Source organism: Kitasatospora sp. NPDC094028, assembly GCF_049543595.1.
Classification (GTDB): Bacteria; Actinomycetota; Actinomycetes; order Streptomycetales; family Streptomycetaceae; genus Kitasatospora.
Map to the genome: position 1 here is coordinate 348,383 of NZ_JBMVFA010000002.1, position 17,168 is coordinate 365,550.

Annotated in this window: 12 protein-coding genes; 7 read left to right on the plus strand and 5 right to left on the minus strand. The window is 73.1% G+C overall.

Annotation, left to right across the window (positions count from 1 at the left end):
* Positions 1–94: 94 nt before the first annotated feature.
* Both ACPC54_RS04615 and ACPC54_RS04620 read right to left on the minus strand, forming a co-directional pair.
* Complete coding sequence (locus tag ACPC54_RS04615; protein ID WP_498961127.1) at positions 95–1,504, minus strand: metallophosphoesterase; 1,410 nt, start codon at positions 1,502–1,504, stop codon at positions 95–97.
* A gap of 113 nt (positions 1,505–1,617) precedes the next feature.
* The gene (locus ACPC54_RS04620; protein ID WP_209415535.1) at positions 1,618–2,775 is read right to left on the minus strand and encodes a LacI family DNA-binding transcriptional regulator; all 1,158 of its coding nucleotides are present in this window, start codon (positions 2,773–2,775) and stop codon (positions 1,618–1,620) included.
* Positions 2,776–3,124: 349 nt separating this feature from the next.
* Between ACPC54_RS04620 and hisC the strand changes: the two genes are divergently transcribed.
* On the plus strand, positions 3,125–4,210 hold the full coding sequence (hisC, locus tag ACPC54_RS04625; RefSeq protein WP_498961129.1) for a histidinol-phosphate transaminase: 1,086 nt from the start codon (positions 3,125–3,127) through the stop codon (positions 4,208–4,210).
* 307 nt (positions 4,211–4,517) lie between these two features.
* On the opposite strand, the gene ACPC54_RS04630 is transcribed toward hisC, so the two are convergent.
* The 3 genes from ACPC54_RS04630 to ACPC54_RS04640 form a co-directional block, all read right to left on the minus strand.
* Positions 4,518–5,591 carry a serine hydrolase domain-containing protein gene (locus ACPC54_RS04630; protein WP_498961131.1) on the minus strand — a complete coding sequence of 358 codons (1,074 nt, stop codon included), beginning with the start codon at positions 5,589–5,591 and terminating at the stop codon, positions 4,518–4,520.
* 48 nt (positions 5,592–5,639) lie between these two features.
* The gene (locus ACPC54_RS04635) at positions 5,640–6,305 is read right to left on the minus strand and encodes a DUF4097 family beta strand repeat-containing protein (protein ID WP_498961133.1); all 666 of its coding nucleotides are present in this window, start codon (positions 6,303–6,305) and stop codon (positions 5,640–5,642) included.
* Between the two features lie 274 nt (positions 6,306–6,579).
* Complete coding sequence (locus tag ACPC54_RS04640; RefSeq protein WP_498961135.1) at positions 6,580–7,455, minus strand: phosphotransferase; 876 nt, start codon at positions 7,453–7,455, stop codon at positions 6,580–6,582.
* Positions 7,456–7,632: 177 nt separating this feature from the next.
* On the opposite strand from ACPC54_RS04640, the gene ACPC54_RS04645 reads away from it, so the two are divergent.
* The 6 genes from ACPC54_RS04645 to cydD all read left to right on the plus strand — a co-directional run bounded on the left by ACPC54_RS04645 (position 7,633) and on the right by cydD (position 17,143).
* The gene (locus ACPC54_RS04645; protein ID WP_498961137.1) at positions 7,633–8,109 is read left to right on the plus strand and encodes a carboxymuconolactone decarboxylase family protein; all 477 of its coding nucleotides are present in this window, start codon (positions 7,633–7,635) and stop codon (positions 8,107–8,109) included.
* Positions 8,110–8,387: 278 nt separating this feature from the next.
* Entirely contained in the window at positions 8,388–9,152 is a 765-nt protein-coding gene (locus tag ACPC54_RS04650; RefSeq protein WP_498961561.1) for a response regulator transcription factor, read from the plus strand.
* Positions 9,153–9,163: 11 nt separating this feature from the next.
* Positions 9,164–10,696, plus strand: coding sequence for a sensor histidine kinase (locus tag ACPC54_RS04655; RefSeq protein ID WP_498961139.1), 1,533 nt, complete (start codon positions 9,164–9,166; stop codon positions 10,694–10,696).
* A 335-nt stretch (positions 10,697–11,031) separates the two neighbouring features.
* On the plus strand, positions 11,032–12,576 hold the full coding sequence (locus tag ACPC54_RS04660) for a cytochrome ubiquinol oxidase subunit I (protein WP_498961141.1): 1,545 nt from the start codon (positions 11,032–11,034) through the stop codon (positions 12,574–12,576).
* A gap of 24 nt (positions 12,577–12,600) precedes the next feature.
* The gene (gene cydB, locus ACPC54_RS04665; RefSeq protein ID WP_498961143.1) at positions 12,601–13,626 is read left to right on the plus strand and encodes a cytochrome d ubiquinol oxidase subunit II; all 1,026 of its coding nucleotides are present in this window, start codon (positions 12,601–12,603) and stop codon (positions 13,624–13,626) included.
* Between the two features lie 4 nt (positions 13,627–13,630).
* Positions 13,631–17,143, plus strand: a complete 3,513-nt coding sequence (cydD, locus tag ACPC54_RS04670) for a thiol reductant ABC exporter subunit CydD (protein WP_498961145.1) — start codon at positions 13,631–13,633, stop codon at positions 17,141–17,143.
* Positions 17,144–17,168 lie beyond the last annotated feature (25 nt).

Below are 17,168 nucleotides of genomic sequence, written 5' to 3' on the forward strand. Positions count from 1 at the left end.
TGGCCGGGCTGACAGTAGGTTTCCGGAATTTCGCGCCCCGGGCCGCGCGCGTGCGGCGGCCCGGGCGCCGGGAACAACTGTTCGAAATTGACCGTCAGTTGACGGGAAGTCGGGCGATCAGCAGGCGCCCCTCCATGGTGACGCCGCCGTCCATGGCGACGGCCAGGTCGTCCGCGTACACGTACGGCCCGGGGATGTGCGGCGGCTGCCCGTCGTCGTTGTGCACCGCGCCGGTGAGGTACGGGATGGGGCTGTGCCCGTGCACGATCCGGCTGCCGCCGTAGGTGCCGAGGAGCTCGTGGACGGCCATCGGCCCGGCGTCGCCGCGGAAGGCGAAGCGCTTGGTGAAGCGGCGGAAGCAGTCCCACCACTCGTCGACGCCGGCGTCCAGGAGCAGGGTGTGCACGGCGTCGTTGACGTCCGGGATGGACTCGCCGTACTCCAGGTACGCGGTGGTGTCGGAGTGCAGCAGCAGGTGGTCGTCCTCCAGCGCGATGGCCGGCAGCCGGGACAGCCAGCTGATGTGGTGCGCCTCCAGGCGGTCGAGGTCGTTCTGCTGGCCGCCGTTGAGCCGCCAGGCGGCGAGGAAGGAGGCGGTGCCGGCGGTGGACTGCACCGGCTCGTCGCCGTACTTGGCGGCGCCGAGGAAGAGGAGCTCGTGGTTGCCCATCAGGGCGCGGCAGTAGCCGCCGGCGGCGGCGGCCTCGGCGGCGAGCTGCATGACGAGGTCGATGACGCCGATGCCGTCCGGGCCGCGGTCGGTGAAGTCGCCGAGGAACCAGAGCCGGGCGCGGCCGGCGGACCAGTGGCCGTCCGCGTCGATGATGCCCTGGTTGCGCAGCTCGGCGCGGAGCTCCTCCAGGTAGCCGTGGACGTCGCCGACGACGTACACCGGGCCCGGGGGCTCGTCGGGGCCGGGGGCCGGGTACGGGTAGGTGGGCGCGGCCGGGTCCTGCAGCGGCGGGCCGAGCTCGATGGTCGGCGGGTCGTCGCGGTCGGTCGGGCCGGGGTGCTCGGCCGGGCCGGGGTGTTCGGTCAGGCCCGGGTGTTCGGGCTGCTCGTCGGCGAACCGGAGGGCGGGGGAGGGCTGGTCGGGGAGGGTGGGCTCGTAGCCGTCCTCGTAGCCGCCTTCGTAGCCGCCTTCGTAGCCCTGGCCGCCGTTCGGGTCCTGCTGGTGCGCCTGCTGGTGCCCCTGCTGGGAGAAGGCGACGGTGTGCGACTGGGCGTGGACGGTGTGGCCGTGGCCGTGCCCGTCGTCGGGCCAGTGCTGTTCGAGGTAGCGGGCGCCGCCGTAGCCGCTGTAGGTCTCCGCGTCGTACGACTCGTACGTGCCCGGTCCGCCGGCCCCGCCCGGCTCGCCCGCGGCTCCGTACCCCGGGGCGGGGTGGCCGGGCGCCTGGTCCGGCTCGTAGTAGGTGCCCCACGGCAGCACATCGAGGTCCGGCTGGTGGCGGGGGCCTGAGGCGGGGTGTTCAGGCCCGGGGAAGCGGTCCTCGGGTGTCATTCGCCCATCATAGGAAGACCACTCTCCCGGCGTCGTCACCTGGTGGGTATCCAATCCTCCGGAGCGTCAGCCGGGCGTCCCGCTAGGTCCGTTTTGTCCCGACTCGGTATGGTCTAGACCTCGCCCGGGGGCCGGGGAGGGCTGACGGTGGTGCGCGGGCTCCGGCGCTGGGAGGACGCGCGGACGATCAGTTCGGTGGGCATCAGGGTGCCCGGCGGCGGGCCGTTCCCGGCGGTGCGGAAGCGCGGCGGGAAGAGCCGGGCGATGTCCACGCCGGTGCCCGAGTCGACTCCCTCGATGGCGTCGATGAGCAGGTTGACGACGGTGGTGCCGATCCGGCGCGGCTTCAGCGAGAGGGTGGTGATCGGCGGTTCGGTGGCCGCGTAGACGTCGCTCTCGCTGCAGCAGACCAGCAGCAGGTCGTCCGGCACCCGCAGGCCGTAGCGGCGGGCGGCGGCGAGCAGGTCGGTGCCGTTGGGGTCGAACAGGCCGTAGACGGCGTCCGGCCGGTCGGGGCGGGCGAGCAGCCGGTCGGCGGCGACGGCGCCGGCGGCCGGGTCGTGCGCCGGGTAGGCCTCGTACACCGGCTCCTGGCCGACCTTGGCGCACCAGCCGAGGTAGGCCTCGGTGGAGAGCCGGGTGTAGGTGTCGGTGCTGGTGCCGGTGAGCAGGCCGATCCGGCGGGCGCCGGCCTCCGAGAGGTGGTCCAGGATGCCGAGCACGGCGGCCTCGTGGTCGTTGTCGACCCAGGCGGTGACCGGGCAGTTGCCCGGCTTGCCGTCGCTCACCACCGGGACGCCGGACCGGTACAGCTCGCTGACCAGCGGGTCCTGGTCGGGCGGGTCGATCACGACGGTGCCGTCCAGGGCGATGTTGCCCCAGACGTCGTGCCGGGAGGAGGCGGGCAGCACCACCAGCGCGTAGCCGCGGCCCAGGGCGGCGCTGGTGGCGGCCCGGGCCATCTCGGCGAAGTACGCGAACTCGGTGAAGGTGAAGGGCTCTTCGCCGTACGTCGTGACGGTCAGCCCGATCAGGCCGGACCGACCGGTGCGCAGGGTGCGGGCGGCCGCCGAGGGGCGGTAGCCGAGGCGCTCGGCGACTTCGCGCACCCGGCTGCGGGTCTCGTCGGGCAGGCGGCCCTTTCCGTTCAGCGCATCGGAGACGGTGGTGATCGACACTCCGGCGGCTGCTGCCACATCCCGGATGCCGGCCCGCTCAAGACGCCGTGAGGTGGTGGGTCGCCGACCGCTCTGGTTGGCTGCTGCTGTCATGGCGGACCGATCGTATGGCTCCTGACAAGGGTCTGTGACCGGCGCATCGGGAGCACGTGGAGATACGTTTCTCCGCGAGTGAGCCGGGGTGCGCCCCTTCGATACCCGCCCACGAGCAGGGCTCTTACCTCTGACATGTGCCGAAGGAACCGGGCAGAATGGCTGATCTGCACCTGTAACCCGTCCGGGCATCTCACTCCTACGGGTGAGGGCGGTCGGTATCGTGCAAAGCACCCGACCGGGGGTGGTCCGGAGCGCGTTCCGGAGCCCGCGGCACGACGGCGACCCCGACCGTGCCACGGCGGGCGGAACAGAAGACGCGACCGGAGAGACACGAAGGAGTACGACCGTGAGCAGTGGTACGTCAGCGCAGGGCCCGCAGCTGCGGCCGACCCTCGACGGCATCCCCACCTACAAGCCCGGCAAGCCCGCCGGCGCCGACGCCTACAAGCTGTCCTCGAACGAGAACCCGTTCGAGCCGCTCCCCGGCGTGCTGGAGGCGGCCGTCGCGGCGGCCGGGTCCTTCAACCGCTACCCCGACATGGGCGTGAGCGAGCTGGCGCAGACGCTGGCCGAGCGCTTCGGCGTGCCCGTCGAGCACATCGCCACCGGCACCGGCTCGGTCGGCGTCGCCCAGTCCCTGGTGCTCGCCACCGCCGGCCCGGGCGACGAGGTGATCTTCGCCTGGCGCTCCTTCGAGGCCTACCCGATCATCACCCAGGTCGCCGGCGCCAAGCCGGTCATGGTGCCGCTCACCGCGGGCGGTGACCACGACCTCGACGCGATGCTCGCGGCGATCACCCCGAAGACCCGGCTGATCTTCGTCTGCAACCCCAACAACCCGACCGGCAACGTGATCCACCGCGCCGAGCTGGAGCGCTTCCTGGACGCCGTCCCGGGCGACGTGCTGGTGGTCGTCGACGAGGCGTACATCGAGTTCATCCGGGACGCCGAGGTGCCCAACGGCATCGACCTGTACCGGGACCGCCCGAACGTGTGCGTGCTGCGCACCTTCTCGAAGGCGTACGGCCTCGCCGGCCTGCGGGTCGGCTTCGCCGTCGCGCACGAGCCGGTGGCCGCCGCGCTGCGCAAGACCGCGGTGCCGTTCGGCGTCAGCCAGCTCGCGCAGAACGCCGCCGTCGCCTCGCTGCGCAGCGAGGAGGCGCTGCTGGAGCGCGTCGAGGCGCTGGTCGAGGAGCGCGGCCGGGTCGTCGCCGGGCTGCGGGAGCAGGGCTGGGAGATCCCGGACTCGCAGGCCAACTTCGTGTGGCTCGGGCTCGGCGAGCACTCGGCGGACTTCGCGGCGCGCTGCCAGGAGGCCGGCGTGATCGTCCGGCCGTTCCCGGAGGGCGTGCGGGTGTCGATCGGCGAGGCCGAGGGCAACTCGATCTTCCTGTCGGTGGCGGAGGCGTTCCGCAAGGAGATCAGCGGCTGAGGCCTGCCGGTTCTCCGGCCCTTCCGTTCCGCAGGGGCGCGCTCCATAAGGAGGGCAAGGTCGCGGACCTGCTGCCCGGCCAGAGCGTGACCGTCGTCGGCACCCCCGACGCCAGTGGCGGCTACAACGCCGGCCAGCTCGTCGAAGGCGCCGGCGGCGGCGGTGGTTTCGCCGGCGGATTCGGAGGGGGGAACCGGAACCCGTCCGGCGGCTGACCCGGAGCCGTCGGACGCCCGCGAGGCCCTCGCCCTGTCCGGGGCGAGGGCCTTCGCGTGTGGTCGAGCGGGATCCGCGGCGCGGCGTGCCGTCAGTCGTTGCAGAACACGGCCTTGACGAGCCGGTCGAAGGCCTTCGGGAACTCCTGGGTCGGGTCCTTCTCGGAGTCGCCGGTGGTCAGCCCGGCGGTGAGGGTCCGGCTGCCGTCCGGCGTGCTGATCATCAGGGCGCCGTAGCCGCCCGGGGCGCCGCCGTTGTGGTGGACGACGGTGACGCCGGTCTCCGGGTCCAGCTCCTGGACGAACAGGCCCAGGCCGTAGTTGAGCATGCCGTGCGGCTTGAGCATCTCGGCCAGCAGCGGGGCGGGCAGGAGCTTGCCGCCCAGCAGGGCGGAGAAGAAGGTGTGCAGGTCCCGGGTGGTGGAGATCAGGTCCCCGGCGCCGACCAGGATCGAGAGGTTCTGGCGGGTGACGTCGACGACCTTCCACTCGTCGCCGTCCTGGTAGCGGTAGTAGCCGTGGGCGTGCGGCTCGGGGAGCTCCGGCGAGCTTCCCGGCACCATGGTGTCCCGCAGTCCGAGCGGCCGCAGGATGCGCCGCTCCATCTCCTCGGCGTACGAGCGCCCGGCGACCTTCTCGATCAGCAGCACGGCCAGGGTGTAGTTGGTGTTGGAGTAGCTCTGGTCCGTCCCCGGCTCGAACCGGGCGGGCTTCGACAGACCGAACCGGACGAGTTCTTCCGGCCGGTAGGTGTGGAACCGGTTGTCCACCCACGGCTTGCCCGTCCCGGGCAGGCCCGGCACGAAGGTGCCCTCGGGGTCGAGCTCGCCGGTGTAGCTGTGCAGCCCGCTGGTGTGCTGCAGCAGCATCCGTACGGTGATCCGCGGGTCCAGCCCGAACCCGGGCAGGTGGTCGGCCACCGGGCCGTCGAGGTCGATGGCGCCGTCCGCCACCAGGTGCAGCACCAGGGCGGCGACGAAGGTCTTGGTGGAGCTGCCCGCCCAGAACCGTCCGTCCGTCGAGGGCGTGGCGCTCCCGCCCAGCTCGCGCACGCCGGCGCTGCCGACCCACTCGCCCCGCTCGTCGTTCACCCGCATCTGCATGCCGGCGAAACCGGCGTCGACGAACTCCTGGACGGCCTGCTGCAGTTCGGGGCGCTCCATCATGATGCTTCCTTCTTTTCGCTGTGTGGCAGGGGAGTCGGGGGGCGGGGATCAGAGGCTGCGGGCGGTGATGTCGCCGTAGGAGGTGGTGGCGCGGATGGCCACGGCGGCGGTGCCGGTGTTGACCAGGGAGTTGGTGACCCGGCCGTAGGAGGTGCCGGCGTCGAGGGTGGCGCAGACGCCCCGGGCGGCGGTGACGGTGATGTTCCCGGACTCGGTGCGCAGGACGACCGGGCCCTGGGCCGCCTCGGTGATGGTGAGGTCGCCCTGCTGGGTGCCGACCTGGGCCGGGCCGTTCAGGCGGCCGAGGGTGACGTCGCCGGCCTGGAGGGTCACGTGGGTGGCGGCGCTCTCGTCGAGCTTGACGGTGGCGCGGGCGGCCTCGAAGGTGACGTCGCCCAGGCGTCCGACGCCCCGGAGGTCGGCGTCGGCGGCCTTGCCCTCGACGGTCGAACCGGCGGGCAGCTGGACGGTGATCTCGGCGGTGCCGGAGTTGCCCAGCAGGCTGTTGTTCGCGGCCGGGGCCTCGATGCGCAGGACACCGTTGTCGTAGCCGACCCGCAGCTGCTCGGCGGCCTTCACGTCGCGGGACTTGCCGGCGTTCGCGGGGCGGACCTCGACGGTCGTGTCGGCGCGGTCGGTGGCGATGAACCGGATGTGGGCGGCGGCGACGTCGAGGACGGTGGCGATCGGGGCGGGGGTGGTGAAGGTACGCACGGTGGTTTCTCCTCATGGTGTTCCGGCGGGCTTCTCGCGCCCCGCCCGGCGTTTCTGACAGAGGAAAAGCTACGTTGCGTTTGCGAGTCAGGCAACGGCGATCTTGCGTGAAATGGCAGTAACTACAGGTCAAAGCAGGGAAATCGTTGCGGTGGGTCTGCCGCCTAACGCAACGAACCGGGGCTGCGCGTTGCAATGGGATGGGAGTGAATGCACCGCGGCAGCTCGTGCGGGGGCGCGAGGTGCCGGAGGGCGCGGTCCCTGCCGGGGAGGGTCAGGGGAGCGCCGTCCAGTGCCAGGGGCGGGGGCCGTGTTCGCCGCGGAGGCAGGCGAGGCGGTGGTGGGCTTCGGGGGTGTGGCGGGCGGGGTCGGCGGCCGCCTGTTGGAGGGCGAACAGGGTGAGGCGCAGTTCGCGGATGTCGCGCAGGGCGGGGTAGCCGGGCCAGGTGGTGACGTCGGTGCCGTAGGCGGCGCAGAAAGCCGCGTAGGACGGCGAGCCGAAGGTGTCGCGTTCGACGGCGATGGCGGTGAGGTCCCATTCGGGTGGGCCGAGCGCGGTGCGTTCGAAGTCGAGCAGGTAGGTGGTGCCGGCGGTGACGGCGACGTTGCCGCCCCAGGCGTCGCCGTGGACGACACCGGTCGGCAGGCCGGGCGGGCGGTCGGCCCAGGCGGTGCGGAGGGTGGCGAGGCGGGCGCGGAGCCAGCGGCGGTCGGACGGCCGCAGGGTTGACGCTCCGTCAATGCGCTGGGGGAGTCGGACGAATGGATCGAGTGGAACCAAGGGCGGCCAGGGGGACGGAAGTCGGTGCAGCCGGAGGAGGAGCGGCGCCAGATCGGCCGCCGTTCCGGCGGTGTGCGGCGGGAGTTCGTGCCAGAAGGTGACCGGCCGGCCGTCGAGGTCGAGCGGCTGGTCGACGGCGTCGAGCGGGCGGACGGCCGGGACGCCGCGCGCGTGCAGCCAGCGGGAGACGGCCAACTCACGCCCTGCGGCCGCCAGTTGCCCGTCACGGCCGATGCGGGCGACGACCCCGCCCGGCAGTCGCCAGAGCGCGTTCTCGCCGTGGCGGATCGGCTCGGCGCCCTCGGCGGGGAGCCCGGCCCGCGCGCACGCCCGCAGGAGCAGGGCGCGGGATTCGGCGGTCCGGCTCACTGCGATGAGGTGGGGCCGGTGCCGATCGCCGTGTCCGTCATGGAACCCCTCCCTCGGTACGTTCGGCAGCCTACGTCGGGGAGCGGGTGGCGTAGGTCACACCGGGGGGTTGTCACAGTCGGGCGGGCTGTTCTGTCAAAGAGGGTGTCCACCGAAGAACGACACCGGGAGCACGCCATGGAAGCCCGCCTCAACCCCTACGCCAGCCCGATCATGGGCAAGGTCTTCAAGCACTTCGTCGCCGCCGCCCAGCTGCTGCGGGAGTCCTCGACGCTGCCGCTCGCGACGCAGGAGCTGGTGATGATGCGCGCGAGCCAGATCAACAACTGCGGTTTCTGCGTCGACATGCACTTCAAGGACGCCGTGCACGAGGGCGAGGACCCGGTCCGGCTGAACCTGGTCGCGGTCTGGCGGGAGGCGACGGTGTTCACCGACGCCGAGCGGGCCGCCCTGGAGCTGGCCGAGCAGGGTACCCGGCTCGCGGACGGCGCCGCCGGGGTGAGCGACGAGGTGTGGGAGAACGCCGCGAAGCACTACGACGAGGAGCAGCTGGCCGCGCTGGTGTCGCTGATCGCGGTGATCAACGCCTTCAACCGGGGCAACGTCATCACCCGCCAGCCGGCCGGCGGCTACCGGGCCGGGCAGTTCCGGTGACCGGTTGAGCGGTAGGGACGGACGGCGGTGGCCGGGGGGCGCAGGGGACTCCCCGGCCACCGCCGTCGGGCGGGGGGAGACCCGGTGGGGATCCGGTGCGCACACCACCGAGCCGGTCCCCGCAGGCGTGTCGTCGAAAAACCGACCGATAAGGTGTTAATCCAACATTCATCCATGCCGCATAGCCTCCGGGGGCTAGCCTCATGCTGAACGTCATCGTCCGACCGGGAGGCGAAACCCCCGTGCAAGGCACAGTCACCACAGCAGGCGGCTCCGCGGTGGCCGGGGGCCAGGGCGAGGCGTTCCTGCTCATCGTCGACGACGAGCCGAACATCCGCGAACTGCTCTCCGCCTCCCTGCGCTTCTCCGGTTTCCGGGTCGCCTCCGCCGCCAGCGGCACCGAGGCGCTCGACCTCATCGCCGCCGAACGGCCCGACCTCGTCGTGCTCGACGTGATGCTGCCCGACCTCGACGGCTTCACCGTCGTCGAGCGGCTGCGCGAGCGCACCAGCCGCGGCCGGATCGCCGGCACCGGGCACGGCCACGGGCACGGCCACCCCGGCGACCACCTGCCGGTGCTGTTCCTCACCGCCAAGGACGGCGTGGGCGACAAAGTGCAGGGCCTCGCCGCCGGCGCCGACGACTACGTCACCAAGCCGTTCAGCCTGGAAGAACTGATCGCCCGGATCAGGGCCATCCTGCGCCGCTCCGGCGGCCCCGCCGAGGACGGCCGGCTGGTCGTCGCCGACCTGGCCCTCGACCCGGTCGCCCACGAGGTCACCCGCGCCGGCAGGTCCGTCGCGCTCTCCCCGACCGAGTTCAAGCTGCTGCACTACCTGATGTCCAACGTCGGCCGGGTGGTCTCCAAGTCGCAGATCCTCGACCACGTCTGGGCCTACGACTTCGGCGGCGACCTCTCCATCGTCGAGTCGTACATCTCCTACCTGCGCCGCAAGCTCGACTCCGGCCCCGCGCACGGCCCCAAGCTGATCCACACCGTGCGCGGCATCGGCTACGCGCTGCGCCGCCCCGCGCAGCACTGACGGCCGGCCCCGTGCTCGCCCGTGTCAGCTCGCGGCTGTCCCTGCGCGCCCGGCTGCTGGTGCTCGCCCTGGTGCTGGTCACCACCGGGCTGGTGGTCAGCGACGCCGTCGTGCTCGGCGCCGTGCGGGTGCAGCTGGTCGAGCAACTCGACGAACAGCTCCAGCGGTACGGGCCGCTGCTGTCCCGCCGGCCCCCCAACCTGCCGGTGGCGTCCGCGCCCGGGCGGCCCGCCGTCACCGGCAAGCGGCTCAGCCTGCCCAGCCAGTACCTGGTGCAGTACCTGTCCTCGGACGGCAAGGTGCAGGCCGTCGTGCGCCAGCCCGTCTCGGACACCGACCCGGCGCCGCAGCTCGCCGGCCTCGACCCCACCGCCACCTCTCCCGACGTCCCCTTCGACCTGCCCGACCAGGCCGGGAGCCACCACGGCTGGCGGGTGCTGGTGCTGCCGCTCCAGGCCCCGCGCGCACCAGCCGCCGGAAAGGACCAGCCGGCGGGCCAGTTCCCCGGTCAGGGCGCGTACGTGTCCCCGGCGATCGCCCCGGCGTACGTGATGGTGGCCGTCTCCCGCGAGGACATCGACGCCACCCTCGGCAGCCTGCGCACCTCCTTCCTGGCCATCGGCGGCTCCGTCCTGGTGCTGATCGCGGCGCTGGGCTTCTTCGCCGTCCGGGCCGGACTGCGGCCGCTGCGCCGGATCGAGGCCGGCGCGGCCCGGATCGCCGCGGGCGAACTGTCGCACCGGATGCCGGAACTGCCGCCCGGCACCGAGGTCGGGCGGATGTCCGTCGCGCTCAACGGCATGCTCGACCAGATCGAGACGGCCTTCGCCGCCCGCGCCGAATCCGAGGCGCGGATGCGGCGGTTCGTCGCCGACGCCTCGCACGAACTGCGCACCCCGCTCGCCGGGATCCGCGGCTTCGCCGAGCTGTACCGGATGGGCGCGCTGCCCACCGACGAGGACGTCCGCCGCACCATGACCCGGATCGAGAGCGAGGCCGTCCGGATGGGCGGCCTGGTCGAGGACCTGCTGGTGCTCGCCCGGCTCGACGAGGAACGCCCGCTCGACCTCGCCCCGATGGACCTGCGCACCCTCGCCGCGGACGCCCTGCACGACCTCACCGCGCTCGACCCGAGCCGGCCGGTCGCGCTCACCGGCCCGGACGGCACGGGCGCGCCCGGCGCGGCGCCCGTCCTCGGCGACGAGGCGCGGCTGCGGCAGGTCGTCACCAACCTGGTCGGCAACGCGGTCAAGCACACCCCGGCCGGCACCCCGGTGCGGATCGGCGTCGGCGCCGGTCCGGACGGGGTCTGCCTGCTGGAGGTCGCCGACTCCGGGCCCGGCCTCACCGACGACCAGGCCCGGCGGGCCTTCGACCGCTTCTACCGCGTCGACGCCTCGCGCAGCCGCGACAACGGCGGCGGCGCGGGCCTCGGCCTCGCCATCGCCACCGCCCTCACCCGCGCCCACGGCGGCACCCTCACCCTGGCCACCGCCCCGGGCGAAGGTGCCACCTTCCGCGTCGAACTCCCCACGAACGCCTGACGGCTGCGGTAGCGCCCGCCCGCCGGTAGCACGCCCCGCTCGTGGATGCGAGCGGGGCGCGGTGCTGTCAAGGGCCGGATCGGACACCGGATGGGACCGGATGGGCGTTGCCGGGCCGTGTGCCTGGCCCGCAGACTGTGCGGAGCGTGACGTTCCGGTACGCCAAGTCAACCCCACCCCACCTGCGGTTCCTCCGTAAGGATGATGGATACTGGGGCTTGTGAACGTGTTCACGTTCACAAGCGGACAAGTTTGTGCGGCTCCGCGACGGTCTGCGGCTATAGGTGAAATCTGTCCGGAAATGGCCCATGGGGGCCGGTTGGAGAGAGGGCGACGTGGAACTGGCAATCGCTCACGAAACCATCGCGCGATGGCAATTCGGCATCACGACCGTCTACCACTTCCTCTTCGTCCCGCTCACCATCAGCCTGGCCGCGATCGTGGCCGGACTGGAGACCGCCTGGGTGCGGACGAACAAGGAGAAGTACTTCCACGCCACGAAGTTCTGGGGAAAGCTCTTCCTCATCAACATCGCGATGGGCGTGGTCACCGGCATCGTGCAGGAGTTCCAGTTCGGCATGAACTGGTCCGACTACTCCCGCTTCGTCGGCGACGTCTTCGGCGCCCCGCTCGCGATGGAGGCGCTGATCGCCTTCTTCTTCGAGTCCACCTTCATCGGCCTGTGGATCTTCGGCTGGGACAAGCTGCCGAAGAAGCTGCACTGCGCCTGCATGTGGATGGTCGCGCTCGGCACCGTGCTCTCCGCCTACTTCATCCTCGCCGCCAACTCCTGGATGCAGCACCCGGTCGGCTACGCGATCGACCCGGTCACCGGGAAGGCACAGCTCACCGACATCGCCAAGGTGCTGTTCCAGAACACCACCCTCACCGTCGTCGCCCACACCCTGACCGCCGCCTTCCTCACCGGTGCGGCCTTCGTGGTCGGCATCTCCTCCTTCCACCTCTGGAAGGCCAAGCGCCGGCCGGAGGCCGCCGACCCGAAGAAGACCGCCGTGATGCGCACCTCGCTGCGCCTCGGCCTGGTGCTCGCGGTCGTCTTCGGCGCCGGCACCGCGCTCAGCGGCGACAGCCTGGGCAAGGTCATGTTCGAGCAGCAGCCGATGAAGATGGCCGCCGCCGAGGCGCTGTGGGACACCCAGTCGCCCGCCCCGTTCTCGATCTTCGCGGTCGGCGACGTCAGCAAGGGCCACAACTCGGTCGAGCTGGAGATCCCCGGGATACTCTCCTTCCTCGCCCACAACGACTTCAGCTCCTCCGTCCCCGGCATCAACGACACCGCCGCCGCCGAGGCCGCCGCGCACGGCGGGAACCCGAAGGACTACATCCCGAGCGTCTTCGTCACCTACTGGGGCTTCCGCTTCATGATCGGCTTCGGGATGACGTCCTTCGTGGCCGCCCTGATCGGCCTCTGGACCACCCGGCGCAAGCTGTTCCTGCGGCCCGAGTTCCGCACCGGCGACACCGAGGTGCCCCGGCTGATGCTCACCCCGAAGCGGGAGCTGGGCCCGCTGCTCACCAAGTGGAGCTGGCGGATCGGCATCCTGACCATGGGCTTCCCGCTGATCGCCAACAGCTTCGGCTGGATCTTCACCGAGATGGGCCGTCAGCCCTGGGCCGTGTTCGGCCTGATGACCACGGCCAGCGCCGTCTCCCCCAACGTGAGCGTCGGCACCCAGATCGGCGCCCTGGTCACCTTCACCTCGCTGTACGCGGTCCTCGCCGTGATCGAGGTCCGGCTGCTGGTCAAGTACGCCAAGGCCGGGCCGGTGGTGACCGAGCGACCGCCCGCCAAGGACCCGTCCCTGCGCGGCCCGGCCGCCGACGAGGACGCCGACAAGCCGCTCGCCTTCGCGTACTGACGCAGCCGGAACTGAGGATCTGACATGCAACTCCACGACGTCTGGTTCGTGCTGATCGCGGTCCTGTGGATCGGCTACTTCTTCCTCGAAGGCTTCGACTTCGGGATCGGCATCCTCACCAAGCCGCTGGCCCGGAACACCGCCGAGCGCCGGGTGCTGATCAACACCATCGGCCCGGTCTGGGACGGCAACGAGGTCTGGCTGCTGACCGCCGGCGGCGCCACCTTCGCCGCCTTCCCGGACTGGTACGCGACGCTGTTCAGCGGCTTCTACATCCCGCTGCTGGTCATCCTGGTCTGCCTGATCGTGCGCGGCGTGGCCTTCGAGTACCGGGCCAAGCGGGACGGCGCCCGCTGGCAGCGCAACTGGGAGGAGGCCATCTTCTGGACCTCGCTGCTCCCGGCCTTCCTGTGGGGCGTGGCCTTCGCCAACATCGTGCGCGGCGTCGACATCGACGCGCACAAGAACTACGTCGGCACCTTCTGGGACCTGCTCAACCCGTACGCGCTGCTCGGCGGCCTGGTGACGCTCGCCCTGTTCACCTTCCACGGCGCGGTGTTCGCGGCGCTCAAGACGGTCGGCGAGATCCGCGAGCGGGCCCGCCGGGCCGCGCTGGTCGCCGGGCTGGCCACCGCCGCACTCGCGCTGGTGTTCCTGACCTGGACGCAGGCGGACAGCGGCAACGGGCGGAGCCTGGTGGCGCTGGTCGTCGCCGTGCTCGCCCTGGTCGGTGCGCTGGTGGCCACCCGGCTGGGCCGGGACGGCTGGGCGTTCACCCTCTCCGGGGCGACGGTCGTCGCAGCCGTCGCGATGCTCTTCCTGGCGCTCTTCCCGAACGTCATGCCGTCCAGCCTGAACGACGCCTGGAGCCTCACCGTCTCGAACGCCGCCTCGGCGCCGTACACGCTGAAGCTGATGACCATCGTGGCGGCCGTGTTCACCCCGCTGGTGCTGCTCTACCAGGGCTGGACGTACTGGGTGTTCCGCAAGCGGATCGGCGTCCAGCACATCCCCGGCCACGGCCCGGCCCAGCCGGTCGAGCAGGCCTGACGCCGTGAAGCCCGTCGACCCCCGCCTCCTCGCCTACGCCCGCACCACCAGGGCCTTCCTCGCCGGATCCGTGCTGCTCGGCGCGGCGGGCGCGGCCCTGGTGGTCGCCCAGGCGAGCCTGATCGCCGAGATCGTCGTCCGCGCCTTCCAACGCGGCGAGGGCGTGGGCGAGTTGGCCACGCCGCTGGTGCTGCTCGCGCTCACCGCCGGTGGGCGCGGGCTGGTCGGCTGGCTCACCGAACTCACCGCGCACCGGTCCGTCGCCCAGGTGAAGTCCACCCTGCGGCGCCGCCTGCTCGACCACGCCACCGCGCTCGGCCCGGCCTACCTGGCGGGCCGGCGCACCGGCGAACTCGCCACCCTCGCCACCCGCGGCGTCGACGCCCTCGACGACTACTTCGCCCGCTACCTGCCGCAGTTGGCGCTCGCCGTCGCCGTCCCGGCGATCGTGCTGCTGCGGATCGTCGGCGCCGACTTCACCTCGGCCGCGATCATCGCCGGGACACTGCCGCTGATCCCGCTGTTCATGGCCCTCATCGGCCTGGCCACCCAGGCCCGGATGGACCGGCAGTGGGACACCCTCGCCCGGCTCTCGCACCACTTCCTCGACGTGGTCGCCGGGCTGCCCACCCTCAAGGTGTTCAACCGGACCCGCGCCCAGGCCGCCACCATCGCCCGGATCACCGCCGACTACCGCCGGGCCACCCTGCGCACGCTGCGGATCGCCTTCATCTCCTCCTTCGCGCTGGAACTGCTCTCCACCCTGTCCGTCGCGCTGGTCGCCGTCACCATCGGCTTCCGGCTGGTCGACGGCACCCTCGACCTGGAGACCGGGCTGGTCGTGCTGATCCTCGCCCCCGAGGTGTACTTCCCGATCCGGCAGGTCGGCGCGCTGTACCACTCCAGCGTCGAGGGCCTGACCGCCGCCGACCGGATCTTCCAGGTGCTGGAGACGCCGCTGCCCGCCGCCGGCACCCGCCCCGCGCCCGCCCTGGCCGGCGCCGTGATCGCCGCCGAGGGCCTGGTCGTCCGGCACCCCGGGCGCGCCGAGGCCGCCCTGGACGGTGCCTCGCTGACGCTGCGTCCGGGCACCACCGTCGCCCTCACCGGGCCGAGCGGCGCCGGGAAGTCCACCCTGCTGGCCGTCCTGCTCGGGCTCAGCGCCGCCGAGGCCGGCACCGTCCGGATCACCGGCGCGGACGGGCGCACCCACGACCTCGCCGAGCTGGAGCCGGCGAGCTGGCGGCGGCAGATCGCCTGGGTGCCGCAGTACCCGCACCTGTTCGCCGGGACGGTCGCCGACAACCTGCGGCTGCTCCGGCCGGAGGCGAGCGACGACCAGCTGTGGACGGCGCTGCGGGCCGCGCACGCGCTCGACTTCGTCACCGACCTGGACGCCCCGCTGGGCGAGGACGGCGCCGGGCTCTCCGCCGGGCAGCGGCAGCGGCTCGCCCTCGCCCGGGTGCTGCTCGCCGACGACCGGCCGCTGGTGCTGCTCGACGAGCCCACCGCGCACCTGGACGGCGCCTCCGAGGCGGCCGTGGTCGAGGCGGTGCGGGCGCTCGCCGAGGACCCGGCGCGCACCGTGCTGGTGGTCGCCCACCGGCCGGCCCTGCTCGCCGTCGCGGACGAGCGGGTCCGGCTGGCGGGGGCGGGGTCGGGGGCGGGGGCGGGGGCCGTGGAATCGCCCGGTGCGGTGCCCCTCCTGGTGAGCAGCGGGCGGCCGACCGCCGCTCCGGCCGTACCGGAGGAGCCCGCCGAGGAGGCCGGGGCCACGCCGCGGTTCGCGCTGTCCGTGCTGCTCGGCGCGCTCGCGCTCGGCAGCGCCGTCGCCCTGATGGCCACCTCCGGCTACCTGATCTCCCGGGCCTCCCAGATGCCCCCGGTGCTCTACCTGATGATGGCCGTCACCTCGGTGCGCGCCTTCGGCATCGGCCGCAGCGTCTTCCGCTACGCCGAGCGGCTGGTCTCGCACGACGCGGTGCTGCGCACCCTCGGCACCCTGCGCGCCGCCGTCCACCGCCGGCTCACCGTGCTCGCCCCGGCCGGGCTGCCCGCCTTCCGGCGCGGCGACCTGCTCTCCCGGCTGGTCGCCGACGTGGACGCCGTCCAGGACCACCACCTGCGCTGGCGGCTGCCGGCCGCCGTCGCGGGCGTCGTCGGGCTGGCCTCGGCCGTCGCGCTGGGCGCCTTCCTGCCCGCCGCCGGGCTGGTGCTCGGCCTCGGGCTGCTGCTCGCGGGCGTCCTGGTGCCCGCGCTGGCCGCCCGCTGGTCGGCCGGCGCCGAGCGGCGGCAGGCGCCCGCGCGGGGCCGGCTGGCCGCCGGTGTGGTGGACGTGTTCACCGGCACCGCCGAGCTCACCGTGGCCGGCGCGCTGCCGCGCCGGCTGGCCGCCGCCCGCGCCGCCGACGCCGCGCTGACCGGGCTGGCCGCCCGCTCGGCGGCGACCACCGCGCTCGGCACCGGGCTGATCGCGCTGCTCACCGGGCTGACCGTGACGGCCGCGGCCGCGGTGGGCGTCCAGGGGGTGCGGGACGGCGCGCTGGCGCCGGTCTGCCTGGCCCTGGTGGTGCTCACCCCGCTGGCCGCCTTCGAGGCCGTCACCGGGATGCCGCTCGCCGTCCAGGCCCGGCAGCGCGGCCGGGCGGCGCGGGCGCGGCTGGACGAGGTGCTGTCCGCTCCGGAGCCCGTCGTCGAGCCCGTCGAGCCGGCGCCGCTGCCCGAGCAGCCGCTGCCCGTCGCGGTGCGCGGGCTGACCGTCCGGCACCCCGGGCAGGCCGTGGACGCGCTCACCGGGATCGACCTCGACCTGACGCCCGGCCGCCGGATCGCCGTGGTCGGCCCGTCCGGCTCCGGCAAGACCACCCTGGCCCAGGCGCTGCTGCGCTTCCTGGAGCCCGGGGCGGGCAGCGTCACCTTCGCCGCCGGTCGTCCACAGGCTGTGGACAGCCGCGCGCTCGCCGGGGAGGACGTCCGCCGGGTGATCGGCCTGTGCGCGCAGGACGCCCACGTCTTCGACAGCTCGCTGCGCGAGAACCTGCGGCTGGCCCGCCCCGACGCCGACGAGCCGCAGCTGCGCGCCGCGCTCGCCGCCGCCCGGCTGCTCGACTGGACCGACCGCCTGCCGGCCGGCCTGGACACCATGGTCGGCGAGCACGGCGCCCGGCTCTCCGGCGGCCAGCGCCAGCGGCTCGCGCTCGCCCGGGCGCTGCTCGCCGACTTCCCCGTCCTCGTCCTGGACGAGCCCGCCGAACACCTCGACCTGCCCACCGCCGACGCCCTCACCGCCGACCTGCTGGCCGCCACCGCGGGCCGCACCACCGTGCTGATCACCCACCGGCTGGCCGGGCTGGACGACGACACCGTGGACGAGGTGCTGGTGCTGGACGGCGGACGGGTCGCCGAGCGCGGCCGCTGGTCCGAGCTGGTCGCCGACCCGGACGGGCGGCTGCACGCGATGCGGCGGCGCGAGCGGGAGGCGGACGGGCTGCTGGAACCGGCCGCGTCGCTCTCTTGAGACGGCCAGCTGAAAACCGTACAAA

Excerpts from the sequence above, each read along its gene's own strand:
- ACPC54_RS04615 (WP_498961127.1), bottom strand. The coding sequence starts at position 1,504 with ATGACACCCGAGGACCGCTTCCCCGGGCCTGAACACCCCGCCTCAGGC.
- ACPC54_RS04620 (WP_209415535.1), bottom strand. The coding sequence starts at position 2,775 with ATGACAGCAGCAGCCAACCAGAGCGGTCGGCGACCCACCACCTCACGG.
- ACPC54_RS04630 (WP_498961131.1), bottom strand. The coding sequence starts at position 5,591 with ATGATGGAGCGCCCCGAACTGCAGCAGGCCGTCCAGGAGTTCGTCGAC.
- ACPC54_RS04645 (WP_498961137.1), top strand. The coding sequence starts at position 7,633 with ATGGAAGCCCGCCTCAACCCCTACGCCAGCCCGATCATGGGCAAGGTC.
- cydB (WP_498961143.1), top strand. The coding sequence starts at position 12,601 with ATGCAACTCCACGACGTCTGGTTCGTGCTGATCGCGGTCCTGTGGATC.